The following is an 18,560-nucleotide window of genomic DNA, read 5'->3' on the forward strand; positions in this document are numbered from 1 at the left end:
GCAACCCTCAGTACACGTCGCGCCGATAGCGACCGGCCACGATCAGCGCTTCTTTCCCGTCGCGGCCCAGCGCCTGCTCGATCACCGCATCCACCCCCGGGGCCATGCCCTGCAGGCTGCCGCAGACCAGGATCGTGGCGCCATCGTTTACCCACGTCTGCAGTTCCCGGATCCGCGCCTGCAGCCGGTCCTGCACGTAGTGATGTTCGCCACCGTCGCGACTGAACACGGTATCCAGATGGGCGATCCAGCCGTCACGCTGCCAGGCGCGCAGGTCGTCGCCGAAGAAGAAATCGTGCGCGGCCGTGCGTTCACCGAACAGCAGCCAGTTGCGGCGCGCGCCGGCGCTGATGCGCTCGCGCAGGTGGGCGCGCAGGCCGGCGATGCCGGTGCCGTTGCCGATCAGGATCAGCGGGGTTGCCGCCGGGACCCCATGGAAGTTCGGGTTGCTGCGGAAGCGCAGATCGATGCGGCCGTCCAGCGCGGCGTGATCGCACAACCAGCCGCTGCCCAGGCCCGGCGTGCCATCAGGACGCAGTTGCCTGCGCAGCAGCAGCTGCACTTGGCCTTCGGCAGGCAGGCTGGCGATGGAGTACTCGCGGTGCGGCAGCGGACGTAACCCGGCGACCAGTGCATCCGCGTCGGCAAGCGCCGGGACTTCCCCGTTACTGGGCAGATGCGCCCGCGCCAGATGTGCACGCAGCGGCTGTCCAGCGATGGTCGCATCGCCCTCCCAGGGCGTATCGCGCAGCCAGGCCTCGACCTCGGCCGGCGAATGCTGCGGGCCGATCTCGACCACGTCGCCGGCCTGCCACGCGGGCAGCACCCCGTCGGAAGGCACCAGCGTGATGCGGTACGTCGGTGCGCTCGGGCTGCCTGGATTTTCCAGATGCCGCGCCTGCAGTTGCCACGGCAGATACTCGGCCGGGGCCCAGTCCGGCAGTTCGGTCGCTTCACCGCCCAGCTGGCCGAGCAGTTGCTGCCAGTGGCGCAGTGCGCCGGGATCGGCATTGTCCACTTCGACGGTATCGAACAGCGGATGCGCGCCGTGCTGGCGCAGCCACGCATCGAGCTGGTGGCCAAACGCGCAGAAATGCCCGTAGCTGCGATCCCCCAGCGCCAGCACGCCGTACTGCAGTTGTGGCAGTTCCAGCGCCTGTGGCATCACCTTGCGCAGGAAGGGCAGGGCATGATCCGGCGCATCGCCTTCGCCGGTGGTGCTGACCACGAACAGCACCTGCCCGCTGCGCTGCAGAAGCTCGGCGGTCACCGCATGCAGTGCGCGGAGGCGGACCGGCAGGCCGGCAGCGCGCAACGCCTGCGCACTGCGTTCGCACAGCTGCTGCGCGAAACCGGTCTGGCTCGCCCAGACCAGCAGGATCGGGGCGGGTCCGTCAGCGACGACGTGGTCTTCGCGCGCGCGCCCGCGCCACCAGATCAGCGTGCAGAACGCCGCATAGCCCACCAGGCTGCCGGTAGCCCAGCGCCACTGCCAGCCCAGCGGTGCGCTCTGCCACCACGCCTCGCCCAGATGCAGGCGCAGCAGCGCCCAGGCGATGACCGCCAGCAACAGCATGACCGCCAGGTTGCCCAGCCAGGCACGGGAAGGACGCAGGCTCATGCCGCGCCTGCGCGGTCTTCGGCGAGCAGCTGTTCGAATGTGGGGCTCATGTGTTCCTCGATACCGTGCGCACCCCGGCTGACAAAGCGTGCGGCCAGTGCATGGGTACGTGCAAATGCGATGCCGTCGTCCCGGCCCATCACCGTCAATGCAGTGGCCCAGGCATCGGCCTGCATGGCGCTCCCGGCGACCACGGTGACCGCCGCCGCAGCGCGCGTGACCGGTGCACCGATGCGCGGATCCAGCGTGTGGCTGAACTGTTCGCCGTCGTGTTCGAAGTGGTGCCAACGATCGCCGGAAGTGGCCACGGCGCGCTCCGTCAGCGCCAGCACGCGCGGCGGATGGGCTGCCTGTGCATCGTCTTCCGGCGCGGATTCCACCAGCACGCGCCACGGCTGGTCATCGGGCTTGCGGCCAAAGCCGTGCAGCTCGCCGCCGACCTCCACCAGCGCGGCGTGCACGCCGTTTTGGCGCAGCCACGTGCTGACCTGATCGACACCAAATCCCTTGGCAATCGCCGACAGATCCAGCGCCAGCCCACCGGGTTGCAGCAGGCGACCGGGCTGCCACTGCAGCCGTTCCCAGCCACACCGCGCACGGGTCGCGGCGAGGGTGGCCGGATCGGGAATGCGCCGGGCCTGAGCCTGCGCACCGAATCCCCACAGCGCCACCAACGGGCCCACGGTGGGATCGAAGGCACCGCCGCTGCGCTGTGCGATGTCCAGTGCGCACTGCATCACGGTGTCGAACAATGGCGGCAGCGCCTGCCACTCACCCGCGGTCGCAAGGTTGAAGCGTGAGATATCGCTGTCGGCTTCCCACGTGCTCATCTGCGCGACCACGGCGTCGAGCTGTGCCTGGATGCCGGCATGCAGCGAGTGCAGGTCGCGGCTCCGCGCCGCGACCAGCTTTACCTGCCAGGTGGTGCCCATGGTGTGGCCACCGAGGCTGGCGATGTCGACATCCGGGTTGTTCATGGGATTGGGCACGTCGGGACCAGTAAGCCCGATAGCCGGACTGCGTCGGGTGAAAAGCCCCTGTCGTGTGGACGGGGGCAGGGTGAGGCGGACGGTGCACTGCACTGCACTGCACGCCGAAGGGCGTTACTCCGGCAGCACTTCCAGCGTGGCCACATAGCTCAGGCGACGCTTCTTGGCTTCCTTGATCGACGTCTTGCTGTCTTCGGTGCCGGTCTCCAGCCAGTACATGCCCGCTTCGGGCCAGGTGACGGCGAACTCGCCCTTGGCATCGGTGCTGACCTTGATCTCTTCCTGGGCGTTGCGGTACCGGGTGCCGCCGCGGGTGATCTCGAGCGCCAGGCCGGCGGTCGGCTTGCCGTCGACCAGTACGCGGAAGCGCGCGGCTTCGCCGGCGACCAGATCGTTCGGGTGGGCCAGCGCGATCATCTCGATGCCCTGGTTGGTCGGCTTGAGCGCGGTGTCGTTCGGGGTGCCGTTGGTGACGAAGGTTTCCACGCGGCCGACCGACTGCGAGACCTGCAGGTTCCTGGCGTTCTTCGGCACTTCGGTGGCGAAGGTGGCCGGGGTGCCGCGCCAGCGCTTGGGCTTGCCGTCTTCTTCCCAGCTGGCTGACAGGCCGTTGTTGACCGTGGCCAAGCGGTAGGTGCCCTGCTGGGTCAACTCGACATCGAACACGCTGCGGAACTTGCCGGTCGCCGCGTTCTGCGGCTGCACGGTGCTGCCGTCCGGCGCGGTGATGACCAGGCTGTCCAGGCGCAGCGGCACGTGGTTGAAGTAGAACAGGTCGTTGGAGACCGCCGCGTCGACGGTGATCCACGGGTTGGTGCCCGCGATCACGGTCTGCGAGGGCTGCAGCCAGGCCTTGTGGGCCAGGGCGGAGAACGGAAGTGCGGCGGCCATGGCGGCGGCGAGGACGAGCGTGCGCTTCATCGAAAAACTCCAGGTGGATAGGGAATCAGGGCTTGGCGGTCAGGGTGACCAGGCCGAGTTCGGTCGCGCCCTGGGCCTTGCCCGACTGTGCGGACGTGACCGGCCAGGTGAAGGGGATCTTGAGCAGTTCGCGGCCGCCGACTTCGCGCACCGCTTCCACCACGAGGGTGTAGTTGCCCGGGGCGAGTGCCTTGAGCGCCGGCTGCTTGTCGCTGAAGGAGAGCGCGTGCTTGCCGACCGGACGGGTCGGGCCGGTCACGCCGTCCACCGGCACCTCCAGGGTGCGGCCGCTCTTGCGCCACCACTGGCGCAGGTCGGGCAGCCACTTGGTGCCGTGGCCCTCACTGTTGCCGGTCTGCTGGTACCAGACGGCGAGGTTGGCGGCGACCTTCTGGTCGGCCCCTTCCAGCCACACGGCCACATACGGGCGGTGGTACTCGGCCACGTTGAGCTTGGGCACCTCGACGTTGATGTCCAGGGTGGTGGCATAGGCCGGCGAGGTGGCCAGCAGGCCGCTCAGGGCGATGGTCAGGGTGACGCGCATGGTGCGGCTCCGGAAGGGGACGGTCAGTGAATGAGGATCAGGGCGATCAGCAGCGGGATCAGCAGCCCCAGGCCGACCAGCGGCCAGGTCATGCGGCGCTGGCGGGCATGCAGGTGCAGCAGGAACAGGCCGGTGATGCAGAACACCAGGCAGGCCACGGCGAAGATATCCAGGAACCAGCCCCAGGCCGGCCCGGCATTGCGCCCTTTGTGCAGATCGTTGAAATAGGAGACCCAGCCGCGCGCCGTGGATTCGTATTCCACCGCGCCGGAGTCCCGGTCGATGCTGAGCCACGCGTCCGCGCCCGGGCTGGGCATGGAGAGATAGATTTCGCCATCGGACCATTCGGCCGGGCGGCGCCCGATCGAGATGCCGAGCTGCGTCTCCAGCCAGCGGCTGGCCACGCGTGGGATCGGTGCCTTGCCATCGGCGCGGTCGCCGAGCTTGCCGAGCAGCTCGGCAGGCAGTTCCAGTTGACGGCTGACTACCTCCGGCGTGGCTTCGATCCGGGAGGCATGGTTCAAGGTGATGCCGGTCGCGGCGAACAGCAGCATGCCGATCAGGCACACCGCCGAGCTGATCCAGTGCCACTGGTGCAGCGTGCGCAGCCAGAAGCCGCGGCGTTGTTGTTGCACGCTGGAAGAGGGAGCGCTGGTGGCCACGGTCACAGGAGGGAGTGCTGAGGGGCGAATTACACCATTGATGAGAATGATTCGCAATTTGTAGACAAAGAAGGCAGCGTTCCGTTGCCGGCCCGCTGCCCGAGGTCAAGGCCGGGCGCGACGTCACCTGGGACGCCGCGCCGGTGCGCCTCAGAACTTGGCGTTCAACGAGATCCAGTAGCTGCGGCGCTGGTCCTTGGTGGAATAGTCATCCACGCAGCTGTAGTCGCTGTCGCTGATCAGCACGCAGGACTGCGAGACGAAGTTCTTGTCGAACAGGTTGTTGACCCGTGCGTTGACGGTCAGCCATTTGTTGATGTCCCAGCTGCCGCCGAGGTGGAAGATCGTGTAGTCCTCGTAGTAGCGGGTCTGCGAGCTGCTGACGCCACCGACATTGCTGACCAGCGTGTCGCGGTAGCGGTCGTAGCGGCCTTCGCCGATCAGCGACAGGCTCAGCGCCTCGCTGATCTGCCAGTTCAGGCTGGCATTGGCCATGTGCCTGGCCGGGTTGCCGGTGATCGGCAGGCCCTTGCCGGTGCCGCTGGTCTGCTCGCTCTTGGTCCAGGTGTAGTTGCCGCGCAGCTGCAGGTTGTCCAGCAGATCGACCTGGGCGGCCGCTTCGACGCCACGGGTTTCGGCCTTGTCGATGTTCACGCTCTGGCCAAAGGTGCTGTAGCCCAGCTCGGCCCAGCCCGGGCCGATGTCCACGCAGTAGCTGCCATCGTCCGGGGCCACTTCGCAGTTGGCGAAGGTGCCGCCGCTGGCGATCTTGTCATCGAACTTGTTGAGGAAGCCGGTGACGTTGAAGCCCCAGCGATCGCCTTCGTAGTACGCGGCGATTTCGTAGTTGGTGCTGGTTTCCGGCTTGAGGTTGGGCGAGCCGACCAGCGGGATCACGCCCTGGCCACCGAAGCCGACGATGCCGGGGAACAGCTGGTCCGGACGCGGGGTCTTGTAGCCGGTGCTGACGCCGCCCTTGACGGTCCAGGCATCGTTGGCGTTCCACACCAGGTAGGCGCGCGGGCTGACGTGGCTGCCGAAGATGTTGTGGTCGTCATAGCGCACGCCGACCGTGGCGGTCAGGGTGTCGGTCAGCGACCAGTTGTCCTCGGCGAACAGCGCCCACATGCGGTGCTGCTGCTTCACGTTGTTCTTGTAGCCGGCGCCGTCCATGCCGAACACGCCGTCGATCATGTCGGTGTCGTTGTACTGGCCACCGACGGTCAGCTTGTGCGCGCCGAAGGTCAGGTCGAGCATGGTGTCCAGCACGTTGCCCTTCAGTTCCATCGTACGCAGCGGGCGCGGCAGGAAGGCCTGCAGGCGGGCCATCTCGGCCGGGTTGAGCGCAGCCAGCCCGTTGCGTGCGCTGGCCGCGCAGTTGGCGGCGGCACCGGTGCGGCGGCAGACATCGTTCCACAGCGTCTGCAGGTCGGCACGCTCGTCCAGCGTCAGCGGCAGCGAGCGGCCGAGGTTGTTGCTGGTGATGTGGGTCAGCGTGGTCTGCCAGGTGCCGAATTCATAGCGGCCCTGATGGGTCAGCGCCAGCTGGTCGCGCTCGTAACGCTGGTAGGCGGTGTAGCCCACGCGCGGCTGCACCACGCGGCGGGTGAGGGTGCCGGTGCCGTTCGGGTTGGGGATCGTGGCATTGCCCACGCGCCACAGGCTGGCCAGGCTGTCCAGGGTGCCGGTCTGGCCTTCGCTGTTGTCGTACTTCTGGCGCGACACGTCGTAGTCCAGCCACAGCTCGTGGTCCTCGTTGACGTTGAAGTTCAGGCGCAGGCCGGTGTTCCAGTTGGTGTTGGCCACGGCCTTGCCGCCGGCACCGAAACCGATGGTGCGCGACCACAGCGTGCCGTCCGGCAGCGGCAGGTCGTCCCACTCCGGGTTGGAGGCTTTGGCGTCGTAATAGCTGCCGCGCACCGACAGGCCCAGGCGGTCCTTGATCAGCGGGCCGCTCAGGTAGACATCGGTGCTGCGTGCATCACCGAACTGGTCGTCCTGCTGCACCGTGAAGCCCTGGGTGACCGCGCCGTGCCACTCGGTCTGGTTGCGGCGGGTGATGATGTTGATGACCCCGCCCATCGCATCCGAGCCGTACAGGGTGGACATCGGGCCGCGGACCACTTCGATGCGTTCGATCGCATCCAGCGGCGGCATGTACGAGAACTGGCCACCGCCGAAGTTGTTCGGGTACAGGTTGCCGGCGTTGCTCTGGCGGCGGCCGTCGATCAGCACCAGGGTGTAGTCCGACGGCATGCCGCGCATGGAGATGGTGGCACGGCCGTTCTTGTCGGTCGGCTCCATGCCCACGTCGATGCCTTCCACGTCGCGCAGCGCATCCACCAGGCTGGTGTAAGGGCGCTTGCTCAGCTCTTCGCGGCTGATCACGCTGATGCTGGCCGGCGCATCGGCGATCTTCTGTTCGAAGCCGGCGGCGGTGACGACCACCTTGTCCAGCGTGGTCGGGCCGGCGACCTCGCCGTGGGCGAAGGCCGGGGCGCTCAGCGCGCCGAGCAGGGCGATGGACAGGGTGCAGCGGGACAGGGACGTGCGACGACGATGGCGCTGGGCCATGGGGGTAACCTCGGAAAGGAGAACGCGGACGCGACATGGCTGGCCGCAGGGCGGCAGCACGCGCAGGAATCAGGAAGGCCCGAAGCGGGCAGAACGCGCAGGACCGCAGGCAGGCGCGATGGCGCCGCCGGCGGCCGGACTCAGCCCTGCGGTGGGGCTTGGCCGCGCTGGACGCGCAGGCCGGGTGCAGCAGGCAGCGGCGTGGCCGGTGCCGAATCGATGGCGGGCACGATCCGCGGTGGCTGCGCCACCAGGGTGGCCATCAACGCATCCAGCGATTCCACGACCGGCGGCAGCGAAGGCGGTTGCCGGGGGGGCGGGGCAGGGCGCGCGCTGGCGACCCGGCGCGGCTTGGCCGGGGCTTCCTCCTGGGGAGTGGTCTCACCACCGCTGCCCGGGCGCTCGTCCATCGGCATCTGCAGGACCATCACGGTGCTGCCGGGAGCCGCCCGCTCCAGCACACCGGCAGGCCGGCCAGCAGCAGCGAGAACACGCCCAGCCATGCCAGCACGGTCGACAACGCCTGCTGCCGCCCGCGCATGGCGGGAGCAAAGCTGCGGTGGCGGTGTGGATGGCGCAAGGCAGACCCCTGTGAACGGCCGGTCGATCTGCCGACCAGCAACGCGGCGGGATTGTAGGTGAGATGCGTTAGCGGACGCAAATGAGAATGATTAATGATTCGGGGCACTCATGGGCGGCAGCCCTTGCCATCACGCGACCAGCGCCCGGATCGCCGGGTGGGCCGAGGCGGCCAATGCAGGCCGCAGATGGGCCAGAAACGACGGACTGCCGTGCGCCAGTGCGCGACGCAGCCACTCTGCTGCACCGTCGATGTCTCCGGCGGCGAGCAGCAACGAAGCATGGCTGGCCTGGCCGCGGAAGTCGCCGGCCTCGGCCGAGCGTCGATACCACGCCGGTGCCGCGGCAGGATCGGCGGCTACGCCGATCCCGTCTTCCAGGCAGCGACCGACCAGATTCATCGATTTGGCATGGCCGAGGCGCGCGGCGCGCAGGTACAGGGCGAACGCGGCGCGTTCATCGCGCGGCAGCCCGCGGCCGGTGCCCAGCAGGTTGGCCAGGTTGTACAGGCCCCAGTCCAAGCCGGCATCGGCCGCCTTGCGATACCAGACCGCGGCCAGCGCCAGGTTGACCGGCGTTCCGGTGCCGAGTTCGTGACAGCGCCCGAGCATGTTCATGGCGATGGCCAGGCCACCGTTGGCGGCGCGCTCGAACCAGAGCACGGCCGCGGCGGCATCGGGCGCGATGCCGCGGCCTTCCATGCGGGCCTGGCCGAGCAGGTACTGCGCCTGCGGGTCGCCGCATTGCGCGGTGGCTTCCAGGGTGGCGAGCGCGGCGGCCGGATCGTGCTGCAGCTGGTCAGCCAATGCCGCCACGTCGAGCGCGGGCTGGGCTGCCTCAGACATCGGCCCACTGCCGCAGCAGGTTGTGATACACGCCGGTGAGGTTCACCAGCGCGGGGTGTTCGGGGTGGTCATGGGTGAGGCGGCGGATCGAGACATCCAGATCCCACATCAGGCGCCGCTGGCCGTCATCGCGCAGCATGCTCTGGATCCAGAAGAACGAGGCCAGCCGCGTGCCGGCGGTGACCGGGGTGACCTGGTGCAGGCTGGTGCCCGGGTACAACACCATGTGGCCGGCCGGCAGTTTGACCCGCTGGTTGCCGTAGGTGTCTTCGATCACCAGCTCGCCCCCCTCGTACTCGTCCGGATCGCTCAGGAACAACGTGGCCGACAGATCGGTGCGTACCGGCTGCGGTTGGCCCGGGGCGGTGTAGTCGTAGCGCACTGCGTTGTCGACATGGAACCCGAAGGTCTGCCCCGGCTGATAGCAGTTGAACAGCGGCGGGAAAATGCGACGCGGCAATGCAGCCGAGAAGAAGGTGCTGTTGCGGCCGAGCGCATCGAGGATGGCCGAGCCGACCGCACGGGCGGCCGGATCGGACTCGGGCAACTGCAGGTTGTGTTTGGCCTGCGCGGACTGGTAGCCCGCGGTCAGGCGACCGTCGGTCCAGCCGGCCGTGGCCAGCTGCTGGCGGGCCTGGGTGACCTGCTCGGCGGTGAGGACGTCGGGAATGTGCAGCAGCATGGCGGGCTCCAGCCCCTCCCGCACGAGCGCGCGGGAGGGGCGTATCGCTTAGAACTTGAAGTTGAAGGCCAGCGTGGCCGAACGACCCGGCGCGATGGCGGCGTAGTGCGAAGCGTACGCCTTGGTGAAGTAGGTTTTGTTGGTTAGGTTCTGTACGTTCAACTGCAGGCTGTAGCGCTGGCTGAAGGCGTAACCGACCATCGCGTCCCAACGGGTGTAGGACGGCACCCACTTGGTGTTGTTGACGTTGCCGTAGACCTTGTCCACATAGTTCGCACCAGCACCCAGGCTCAGGCCCGGCACGAACGACGGCGCCCAGGTGGTCCACAGGCTGGCGCTGTGCTTGGCGGTGTTGGGGAACGCGTTGCCGTTGAACGGCGATGGCACGTAGACCCCGTTGACCAGCGCAAAACCGTTGTCCTCGACCACGGCATCCAGGTAGGTGTAACCACCGAAGACCTGCCAGCCCTCCACGATCGTGCCGCTGAAGCCCAGCTCGGCGCCCTTGACCTTCTTGGTACCGGCGTTCTGCGTGGTGCCTGCATCGCTGGTCACGCGCGCGTTGCTCATCTCGGTCTGGAAGATCGCGCCGGTCAGCGACAGGCGGGCATCGAACAGATCCCACTTGGTGCCCAGCTCGATGTTGCGGCTGCGCTGCGGCTTGAGATCCTGGATGGTCGCGCTGATGCCGTCGGCGCCGTCGCCGCCGTCCACGCCGACCGGGGTGGAGGAGGTGCCCCAGGACAGGTAGATGCTGCCGTTGGCGACGGGCTTGAACACCAGGCCGGCCTGGCCGTTCCAGAACGAGGTGTCATTGCGCAGGTGCTGCAGGTTGGCCGCCGCCGTCGGGTTGAACTGATGCGTGTTGTAGTCGTCGAAGCGCGCACCCAGGTTCAGCATCCACTGCTCGCTGAAGCTGATCGTGTCGAACACATAGGCCGACTTGGTGCGGGTGGTCTGGCGCACATCGCGGGCCGGGTCGCTGCGGGTGACGGTATGCGTGGCCGACCACGGATCGTTCGGGTTGGGGTTGGTCAGGTCGGTGCAGTTGTAGCCCGTGGCTGCGCCGGTGGTCGGGCAGCTCTGGTTGCCGGTCAGCGGGTTGTTGGTGCCTGCGGTGGTCTGGCCATTGGGACGGCGCACGTCGGCGATCGCGTAGGTGCCGCGTACGGTCTTTTCGCTGCTGTACTCCACGCCGGCGTTGAAGCTGTGGCGCAGCGGGCCGGTCTCCAGCTCACCGGTCACGCTGGTCTGGTTGACGAAGCTGTCGGTCTGCGTGGCGCGCGCGTTGGTGCGGCGCCAGACGGTGCCGAACAGGTTCGGGTTGCCCTTGCTGTCGTCCGGCTGGGTCCACAGGTAATCGTTGCGGGTATCGCCGTAGCGGGTGATGTTGCGCAGTACGATGCCGCCGAAATCGTGCGACAGGTTCAGGGTGGTGATGTCCGCCTTGGTCTTCTGGAAGTCGCGGTCGACCAGGCCGTAGAACGCGTCGCGGTTGGTCACGATCGGGCTGCCGTCGCCATTGAGCGCCAGGTTGGGGCCGCTGGTGAACGGGTTGTTGTACGGGAAGCCGCCGGCATCGGGCAGGTCGTCGGTTTCCATGTGGTAGTGGCTGATCACCACCTGGGTCGGGCCGTTGAGGCCGAACGCCAGTGACGGTGCGATGCCCCAGCGGCTGCTGTTGACCTCATCGCGGCCGGCCACGTCGGCATCGTGCTTCATGAGGTTGATGCGCGCGGCGATGCCGTCGCCGATCACCTCGTTGGCATCCAGCGTGCCGCGGCGGTAGCTGTCGGTGCCGGCGGCCAGGCTGCCGGACACGAAGTTCTCCAGCTTGGGCGTCTTGCTGACCAGGCTGATGGTGCCGCCGGCCGAACCGCGGCCGGAGTAGGCCGAGCTGGGGCCTTTGACCACGTCGATCTGCTCGATGGCGAACACTTCACGGGTCTGGCTGCCGGCGTCGCGGATGCCATCCACATAAATGTCCGAGGCCGAATCGAAGCCGCGGATGAAGGGGCGGTCGCCGGTCGGGTTGCCGCCTTCGCCGGCGCCGAAGGTGATGCCCGGCACGGTGCGCAGCGCATCGAGCAGGGTGGTGGCGGCGGTCTGCTCGATCACCTGCTGGGAGATCACGCTGACCGACTTGGGCGTATCCAGCAGCGGTGCGGTGAATTTCGAGGACTGCGCACGCACGCGCTCGCCGTGGACATCCACGCCATCCAGTTCGGTGGCGCGCTGCGGATCAGCGGCAGCGTCGGTCTCGGCATGGGCGATGGCGGGGGCGGCGATGGCCAGCAGCAGGGCGGACGACAACGGAGTCGGGCGGACGGTCATGGTGATTCCTGGAGGACGGACGAACGCCGGACAGCGTGTGGCGGTCACGGCGGAGCGGAGGCAGGTGGGGAAACGGGCAGATGCCGACGGCGGCGCGATGGCGCGGGCGTGGGCGGGCAGCGACGCGCAGCGTCGCCGCTGGAATCAGGCGAGGGGAGGGGCGTGGCCGGGGTTGAGCCGCAGCGAAGGTTCCAGTCGCTGCCAGCGCAGCGCGTCGGAGCGCCACAGCGGGACGACCGCGACCCAGGGCGCGCGATGCGCGCGAGCCGGCAGCGCCGGAGGGCTCGGCTCGGGGTCTGGGCCGGTTTCGGCGGTCAGGCCGGGCTCGGCGGCCGGACGCTCCGGTGCGGGCGCGGTTGGCGCGCAGGCCTCGTCGCTGCCGGTACTCAACAAGGCCGGGGCTGTGCCCGCTGCCGGCAATGACCCGGCGTTACCGGTACCCGCGCCCAGCCAGCCGCAGGCCAGCAGCACCACGCAGAACGTGGCCCACAGGGCGGCGATACCAAGGGCGGAGCGGTTGGCGGACACGGCTTACCGGGCAGAGGCGGCCAAGTGACCGCAATGCCTATGGTAATAGGAACAATTCGCGTTTTCAAAACGCCGGCATTCAGCCCGGCTCAGTCGCGGTCGTCGCGGGCCCAGACGGCGTCGTGTTCCCGTTTGACCGGAAATTTCGCTACCGGCGAGTAGGCCGGGGCGCACAGCGCGGCACCATCGCGGATGTCGAAGCGGGCCCCGTGCAGGACGCACTCGATACTGCCCTCGCCGGTGTCGAAGGTGCCCGAAGACAGTTCGAACTCATCGTGGGTGCACTGGTCTTCCAGCGCATACAGTTCGCCGTCCAGGTTGAACACCACGATCGGCGTGCCGGTCACCTCATCGAAAGTGCTCTTCATCTCGCCGGGCAGCAGCTCGGCGCTGGCGCAGACGAAGGTCCAGGTCTCGCTCACGCCGGCACCGCCAGCGACTTTTCCAGAATCTCAAAGCGCAGATCGTCGCGCTTGGGGAGGCCGAAGCGTTCATCGCCATACGGGAAGGGCTTTTTGATGCCGGTGCGCTGGTAGCCGCGGCGCTCGTAGAAGGCGATCAGCTCCTCGCGGATGTCGATCACCGTCATCTGCATGACCGGCACGCCCCATTCGCGCGCGGCGTGGGCCTCGGCGGCGAGCATCACCTGCTTGCCGATGCCGCCGCCCTGCTGGGTCGGATCCACCGAGAACATGCCGAAATAGCCCTTGCCCTGGTCATCGGCCACGTGCGCGCAGGCCAGCAGCTGGCCGTCGCGCTCGGCGAGCAGGATGGTGCTGCGCGGGCGCTCGATGTCGGCCTGCAGGCCCTGCGGGTCGATGCGGGCGCCATCGAGGATGTCGGCCTCGGTGGTCCAGCCGGCGCGGCTGGCGTCGCCCCGGTAGGCCGAGGTGACCAGGGTGACGAGGGCGGGGATGTCGGCCAGCGTGGCGGCGCGGTAGGTGAGGGTGCTCATGCGGCCATTTTAGGCTGGCCGGGGCCGGGACGGAAACGGCCGGCACGGACAACAAAAAACGCCGTGGCAGGCCACGGCGTTCCGGTGGGGCGCAGACCAGGGGCGGGCTCAGCCCAGCAGCTTGCGCACCTTGTTCAGCGCCACGATGAAGCGCTCGATTTCGTCATGCGTGTTGTAGAACGCCAGCGAGGCGCGGCAGGTCGCGGCGACGCCGTAGTACTGCAGCAGCGGGTGCGCGCAATGCTGGCCCGAGCGGACGGCGACGCCTTCCAGGTCGAGCAGGGTGGCCAGATCGTGCGAATGCGCGCCGTCCACCAGGAAGGAGACCACCGCGGCCTTGTCCGGCGTGGTGCCGAAGATGCGCAGGCCGTCGATCCTGTTCAGCTCTTCGGTGAAGTGCGCCAGCAGTTCGCCTTCGCGGGCTTCCACATGCTCCAGGCCCAGCGACTCCAGGTAGTCCACCGCCACGCCCAGGCCGATGAAGCCGGCGATGTTCGGGGTGCCGGCTTCGAACTTGTGCGGGGCATCGTTGAACACGGTGCCCTCGAAGCTGACTTCCTTGATCATCTCGCCACCGCCGAGGAACGGTGGCATGGCATCGAGATGCTCGCGCCTGGCCCACAGGGCACCGGTGCCGGTCGGGCCGCACATCTTGTGGCCGGTGATGGCGTAGAAGTCGCAGCCGATCGCCGGGATGTCGATCCTGCGGTGCGGGGCGGCCTGCGAGCCGTCCACCACGGTGATGACGCCGCGCTTGCGGGCCTCGCGGCAGATCTCGCGGACCGGGTTGACCGTGCCCAGCACGTTGGAGACGTGGGCAACCGCGAGCAGCTTGACCTCGGGGGTCATGGCCTTGCGCAGTGCGTCCAGGTCCAGGGCGCCCTCCGGGGTGATCTCGGCCACGCGGATCGTCGCGCCGGTGCGCTGGGCGACCAGCTGCCACGGCACGATGTTGGCGTGGTGTTCCATGCGCGAGACCAGGATGACATCGCCGGCCTTCAGCCGCGGCAGTGCCCACGAATAGGCGACCAGGTTGATCGCGAAGGTGGTGCCGCTGCACAGCACCAGCTCGCTGGCGCGCACGTTGAGGAAGCGCGCCAGCTTGTTGCGTGCGCCTTCGTAGGCATCGGTCGCCTCGGTGCCGAGCGCATGCACTGCACGGCTGACGTTGGCGTTGTAACGGCGGTAGAACTCGTCCAGCGCGCCGATCACCTGCACCGGCTTCTGGCCGGTGTTGGCGTTGTCGAAATACACCAGCGGCTTGCCGTGTACTTCGCGCATCAACAGCGGGAAGTCCAGGCGCACGCGGTCCCAATCGGGTGCGGCGCCGGTATCGGCGACCGGGCGCGGCGTGGACAGGTTCATGCCACGCCCGCCAGGGCCAGCGCACGGTCGAGCTGGGCGGTGAGCTGCTCGGTCAGGCGTGCGTCGAGCGCGTTCAGCGGTTCATGGCAGAACGCCGCGCTCAGCAGCTGCTGCGCGCGATCGGCCGGCAGGCCACGCGAGCGCAGGTAGAACAGCGCATTGGCATCGAGCTGGCCGACCGTGGCGCCGTGGGCAGCCTTCACTTCGTCAGCATCGATCACCAGCGTGGGCTGGGTGTCGATCTCGGCATCGGCGGAGAGCAGCAGGTTCTTGTTGGACAGGTTGGCGTCGGTGCCATCGGCGCCTTCGCGGATGTGGATGCCACCGTGGAAGACCACGCGGCTGCGATTGGCCGCCACGCCACGCCAGACCATTTCCGAGGCGGTATCGCGCGCGATGTGCTCGATGCCCAGGCGGGTGTCGACATGGCGGCGCCCGTTGCCAAGCAGCACGCCGTTGGCGGTCAGCTGGGCGTTGTCGCCTTCCAGGCGGACGTTGAGCTCATGGCGGCTCAGCGCGGCGCCCAGTTCCAGATCGACACGGCGGTACTGCGCGTTGCGGGCCAGCACGGCGTCGGTGCGCAGCAGCGAGGTGGCGCGGGTGGCGTCGGCCTGCACGCGCGCGTGCGAGAGCACGGCATCCTGCGCCAGGTGGACGTGCACCAGGGTGTTGTCCAGGTGCGCGGCATCGCCGACATGCAGGTGATGCTCGACCACGCCCAGCGCGGCACCGCTGCGCAGTTCGATCAGGTGGCGGTGGTGCCAGGACAGGTCGGTATCGCCGGCCACGCTGATGAAGACCAGCTGCAGCGGCGCCTCGACCTGCACGCCTGCGTCCACGCGCAGCAGCACGCCTTCATCGGCGAGCGCGGCGTTGAGGCGGGCGAACACCTCCTCGCTGCGCTCGAAGCGACGGCCGAGGAAACGAGCGGCTTCATCGCCCGCGGCCAGTGCCGAGGACAGGGTGGCCAGCTGCACACCGGCCGGCACCGCAGCGACATCGCTCAGCGCGCCGGACGGGCGACCATTGACGAACACCAGCCGCGGCGACGGAATGTCGGTCAGCAGGGCGGCATCGACCACGGCCGGGGCGAGCGGGGCGGGCTGGAAGCTGCGACGCTCAAGCTGGCGCAGCGAGGTGTATTTCCAGGCTTCGGTACGCGGGCCGGGCAGGCCGGCCTGCAGGGCGGCATCCAGCTCGGCGCGACGTGCATCGCTGCCGCAGAAGCCGCTGGCGAGGGAATCGAGCAGGGCGCTCATCAGACCGCTGCCTCCGGCACCACACGGTCCTTCAGGAAGTGGTAGCCATGGGCTTCCAGTTCCAGGGCCAGTTCCGGGCCGCCGCTCTGCACGATCTTGCCATCGGCCAGCACGTGCACCACGTCCGGCTTGATGTAATCGAGCAGGCGCTGGTAATGGGTGATCACGATGAAGGAACGGTCCGGCGAACGCAGCGCGTTGACGCCGTCGGCCACGCTCTTGAGCGCGTCGATGTCCAGGCCGGAGTCGGTTTCATCCAGGATCGCCAGCTTCGGCTCGAGCACGGCCAGCTGGAAGATCTCGTTGCGCTTCTTCTCGCCACCGGAGAAGCCTTCGTTGACGCCGCGGTGCAGCAGCTCGTCCTTCAGGTGCAGCACGGCCAGCTTCTGGCGGACCAGCTTGAGGAACTGCATCGAGTCCAGTTCTTCCTCGCCGCGCGCCTTGCGCTGGGCGTTGAGCGCGGCGCGCAGGAAGTAGGTGTTGTTCACGCCCGGGATTTCCACCGGGTACTGGAAGGCCAGGAACAGGCCGGCGGCGGCGCGTTCTTCCGGCGCCAGCTCGAGCAGATCACGGCCTTCGAACTGCACGCTGCCTTCGCTCACGTCATAGCCGTCGCGGCCGGCCAGGACGTTGCCCAAGGTGGACTTGCCGGCGCCGTTGGGGCCCATGATGGCGTGCACCTGGCCGGGCTTCACGTCGAGCGAGAGGCCCTTGAGGATGTCTTTGTCGCCGATGCGTGCGTGGAGGTTGTCGATCTTCAACATGTCGATAATCGTCTTGTCAGATAGGGGAACTGGAGGCAGCGCGACTCAGAGGTCGTATTCGCTGCGCTCGAGGAATTCGTTGCGCAGGTAAGTGACCCGCGCGGTGGTCAAGGCCGCCTTGGCGCCGGAATACAGCATCGGGTACATCGAGCCGTACAGCAGGCGAGGGTTCTCGTCATCGCCCACCGGGTAGCGCGCGTCCAGATCGGCGTCGCGCAGCTGGACCCACAGGCGCTGCGCTGCTTTCATCTTTGCCAGTGCGACCGGCTCGCCGGCCAGCTTGGCCACGATCTGACGGTACACCGCGTTCAGTTCGGCATCGGCCTGCTTGAACTCGCCGTCAGCGCAGGCATTGAGCTCGAGCTGGTTGCCACCCGGATCGCATTTCACGTCCTGCGCGGCCACCGGCGCCACCGCGCCCAGCAGCAGACCCAGGCTGATCAGGATGCGGATCATCCGACCGAGCCTTCCAGGCTGACGTCCAGCAGCTTCTTGGCTTCCACCGCGAACTCCATCGGCAGCTCGCGGAAGACCTGCTTGCAGAAGCCGTCGACGATCATCGAGACCGCGTTTTCCTGGTCGATGCCGCGGGCGCGGCAATAGAACAGCTGGTCGTCGGAGATCTTGGAGGTGGTCGCTTCGTGCTCGACCGTCGCGCTGGGGTTCTTCACCTCGATGTAGGGGAAGGTATGCGCACCGGACTTCTTGCCGATCAGCAGCGAATCGCACTGGGTGTAGTTGCGCGCGCCCTCGGCGCCGCGATCGATCTTCACCAGGCCACGATAGGTGTTCTGACCATGGCCGGCGCTGATGCCCTTGCTGACGATCTTGCTCTTGGTGCGCTTGCCGATGTGGATCATCTTGGTGCCGGTGTCGGCCTGCTGACGATGGTGGGTCAGCGCGACCGAGTGGAACTCGCCGACCGAATCATCGCCAAGCAGCACGCAGGACGGGTACTTCCAGGTGATCGCCGAGCCGGTCTCGACCTGGGTCCAGGTGACCTTGCTGCGCGCACCACGGCATTCGGCACGCTTGGTGACGAAGTTGTAGATGCCGCCCACGCCGTTCTCATCGCCCGGGTACCAGTTCTGCACCGTGGAGTACTTGATCTCGGCATCTTCCAGCGCGACCAGCTCGACCACCGCGGCGTGCAGCTGGTTCTCATCGCGCATCGGCGCGGTGCAGCCTTCCAGGTAGGACACGTACGCCTTGTCTTCGCAGATGATCAGCGTGCGCTCGAACTGGCCGGTGTGGCCGGCGTTGATGCGGAAGTAGGTGCTCAGCTCCATCGGGCAACGCACGCCCTTGGGGATGAATACGAAGCTGCCGTCGGAGAACACCGCCGAGTTGAGCGCGGCGAAGTAGTTGTCGCCGACCGGCACCACCGTGCCCAGGTACTGCTTGACCAGTTCCGGGTGTTCCTTGATCGCTTCGGACATGGAGCAGAAGATCACGCCCTTCTCGGCCAGTTCCTTGCGGAAGGTGGTGCCGACCGAAACCGAATCGAACACCGCATCCACGGCGACGCCGGCGAGCTTGGCGCGCTCATGCAGCGGCACGCCGAGCTTGTCGTAGGTGTCCAGCAGTTCCTTGGGCACGTCGTCCAGCGAGGCGTACTTCGGGCCCTTGGGCGCGGAGTAATAGCTCAGCGCCTGCAGGTCGATCTGCGCGATCTGCAGCTTGGCCCAGTCCGGCATCGGCATGGTCAGGAAGTGGCGGTAGGCGTCCAGGCGCCACTGCGTCATCCATTCCGGCTCGTCCTTCTTGGCCGACAGGGCACGGATGGTGTCCTCGTCCAGGCCGGGCGGCAACGAGTCCGATTCGATGTCCGTGATGAAGCCCGCCGAATACTTGCGGCCGAGCTGCTCATGGATCTCGCGGTTGGGGGTATCGCCGGTGGCGACGGTATCGAGGGTATCGGTGGCCATGGGGGCTGCC

The 18,560-nt window shown here is 67.8% G+C and carries 19 protein-coding genes; all 19 read right to left on the minus strand.

The genetic code is table 11. The features are described 5' to 3' along the window. Nucleotides 1-7: 7 nt before the first annotated feature. Nucleotides 8-1,621: a flavodoxin domain-containing protein gene (locus tag ABE463_RS13790; protein ID WP_346468545.1), complete on the minus strand. Its 1,614-nt coding sequence runs from the start codon at nucleotides 1,619-1,621 to the stop codon at nucleotides 8-10. Further along, nucleotides 1,618-2,598: an FAD:protein FMN transferase gene (locus ABE463_RS13795; protein ID WP_346468546.1), complete on the minus strand. Its 981-nt coding sequence runs from the start codon at nucleotides 2,596-2,598 to the stop codon at nucleotides 1,618-1,620. The genes ABE463_RS13790 and ABE463_RS13795 overlap by 4 nt, the downstream gene beginning before the upstream one ends. A 126-nt stretch (nucleotides 2,599-2,724) precedes the next feature. Beyond that, nucleotides 2,725-3,531, minus strand: a complete 807-nt coding sequence (locus tag ABE463_RS13800; RefSeq protein WP_259261277.1) for a DUF4198 domain-containing protein — start codon at nucleotides 3,529-3,531, stop codon at nucleotides 2,725-2,727. Between the two features lie 25 nt (nucleotides 3,532-3,556). Further along, the gene (locus ABE463_RS13805; RefSeq protein WP_346468547.1) at nucleotides 3,557-4,075 is read right to left on the minus strand and encodes a DUF2271 domain-containing protein; all 519 of its coding nucleotides are present in this window, start codon (nucleotides 4,073-4,075) and stop codon (nucleotides 3,557-3,559) included. A 23-nt stretch (nucleotides 4,076-4,098) separates the two neighbouring features. Next, nucleotides 4,099-4,737, minus strand: coding sequence for a PepSY-associated TM helix domain-containing protein (locus ABE463_RS13810; RefSeq protein ID WP_346468572.1), 639 nt, complete (start codon nucleotides 4,735-4,737; stop codon nucleotides 4,099-4,101). Between the two features lie 150 nt (nucleotides 4,738-4,887). Next, nucleotides 4,888-7,311 (minus strand): TonB-dependent receptor, encoded by a 2,424-nt coding sequence (locus ABE463_RS13815; RefSeq protein WP_346468548.1) that lies wholly within the window; start codon nucleotides 7,309-7,311, stop codon nucleotides 4,888-4,890. A 140-nt stretch (nucleotides 7,312-7,451) separates the two neighbouring features. After that, on the minus strand, nucleotides 7,452-7,739 hold the full coding sequence (locus ABE463_RS13820) for a hypothetical protein (protein ID WP_346468549.1): 288 nt from the start codon (nucleotides 7,737-7,739) through the stop codon (nucleotides 7,452-7,454). Then, nucleotides 7,739-7,891, minus strand: a complete 153-nt coding sequence (locus tag ABE463_RS13825; RefSeq protein WP_346468550.1) for a hypothetical protein — start codon at nucleotides 7,889-7,891, stop codon at nucleotides 7,739-7,741. Before ABE463_RS13825 ends, ABE463_RS13820 begins: the two co-directional genes overlap by 1 nt. A gap of 130 nt (nucleotides 7,892-8,021) precedes the next feature. Then, nucleotides 8,022-8,735 carry a tetratricopeptide repeat protein gene (locus ABE463_RS13830; RefSeq protein ID WP_346468551.1) on the minus strand — a complete coding sequence of 238 codons (714 nt, stop codon included), beginning with the start codon at nucleotides 8,733-8,735 and terminating at the stop codon, nucleotides 8,022-8,024. Further along, complete coding sequence (locus tag ABE463_RS13835; RefSeq protein ID WP_019185662.1) at nucleotides 8,728-9,417, minus strand: Fe2+-dependent dioxygenase; 690 nt, start codon at nucleotides 9,415-9,417, stop codon at nucleotides 8,728-8,730. Before ABE463_RS13835 ends, ABE463_RS13830 begins: the two co-directional genes overlap by 8 nt. A 48-nt stretch (nucleotides 9,418-9,465) precedes the next feature. Beyond that, complete coding sequence (locus tag ABE463_RS13840) at nucleotides 9,466-11,751, minus strand: TonB-dependent siderophore receptor (RefSeq protein ID WP_293984397.1); 2,286 nt, start codon at nucleotides 11,749-11,751, stop codon at nucleotides 9,466-9,468. A gap of 144 nt (nucleotides 11,752-11,895) precedes the next feature. Beyond that, nucleotides 11,896-12,279, minus strand: a complete 384-nt coding sequence (locus tag ABE463_RS13845; RefSeq protein WP_346468552.1) for a hypothetical protein — start codon at nucleotides 12,277-12,279, stop codon at nucleotides 11,896-11,898. Nucleotides 12,280-12,368: 89 nt separating this feature from the next. Further along, nucleotides 12,369-12,701, minus strand: coding sequence for a non-heme iron oxygenase ferredoxin subunit (locus ABE463_RS13850; RefSeq protein WP_346468553.1), 333 nt, complete (start codon nucleotides 12,699-12,701; stop codon nucleotides 12,369-12,371). Beyond that, nucleotides 12,698-13,234, minus strand: a complete 537-nt coding sequence (locus ABE463_RS13855; protein WP_259261282.1) for a GNAT family N-acetyltransferase — start codon at nucleotides 13,232-13,234, stop codon at nucleotides 12,698-12,700. The genes ABE463_RS13850 and ABE463_RS13855 overlap by 4 nt, the downstream gene beginning before the upstream one ends. Before the next feature lie 108 nt (nucleotides 13,235-13,342). After that, nucleotides 13,343-14,599, minus strand: coding sequence for a cysteine desulfurase (locus ABE463_RS13860; RefSeq protein ID WP_346468554.1), 1,257 nt, complete (start codon nucleotides 14,597-14,599; stop codon nucleotides 13,343-13,345). Continuing rightward, nucleotides 14,596-15,858 (minus strand): Fe-S cluster assembly protein SufD, encoded by a 1,263-nt coding sequence (sufD, locus tag ABE463_RS13865; protein WP_346468555.1) that lies wholly within the window; start codon nucleotides 15,856-15,858, stop codon nucleotides 14,596-14,598. The genes ABE463_RS13860 and sufD overlap by 4 nt, the downstream gene beginning before the upstream one ends. Continuing rightward, nucleotides 15,858-16,622 carry a Fe-S cluster assembly ATPase SufC gene (sufC, locus tag ABE463_RS13870; RefSeq protein ID WP_259261285.1) on the minus strand — a complete coding sequence of 255 codons (765 nt, stop codon included), beginning with the start codon at nucleotides 16,620-16,622 and terminating at the stop codon, nucleotides 15,858-15,860. Before sufC ends, sufD begins: the two co-directional genes overlap by 1 nt. A 45-nt stretch (nucleotides 16,623-16,667) precedes the next feature. After that, complete coding sequence (locus ABE463_RS13875; protein WP_259261286.1) at nucleotides 16,668-17,078, minus strand: DUF1311 domain-containing protein; 411 nt, start codon at nucleotides 17,076-17,078, stop codon at nucleotides 16,668-16,670. Continuing rightward, nucleotides 17,075-18,550, minus strand: coding sequence for a Fe-S cluster assembly protein SufB (sufB, locus tag ABE463_RS13880; protein WP_346468556.1), 1,476 nt, complete (start codon nucleotides 18,548-18,550; stop codon nucleotides 17,075-17,077). The genes ABE463_RS13875 and sufB overlap by 4 nt, the downstream gene beginning before the upstream one ends. Between the last annotated feature and the right edge of the window lie 10 nt (nucleotides 18,551-18,560).

It is taken from the genome of Stenotrophomonas sp. TWI819, assembly GCF_039673075.1.
Taxonomy (GTDB): Bacteria; Pseudomonadota; Gammaproteobacteria; order Xanthomonadales; family Xanthomonadaceae; genus Stenotrophomonas; species Stenotrophomonas rhizophila_B.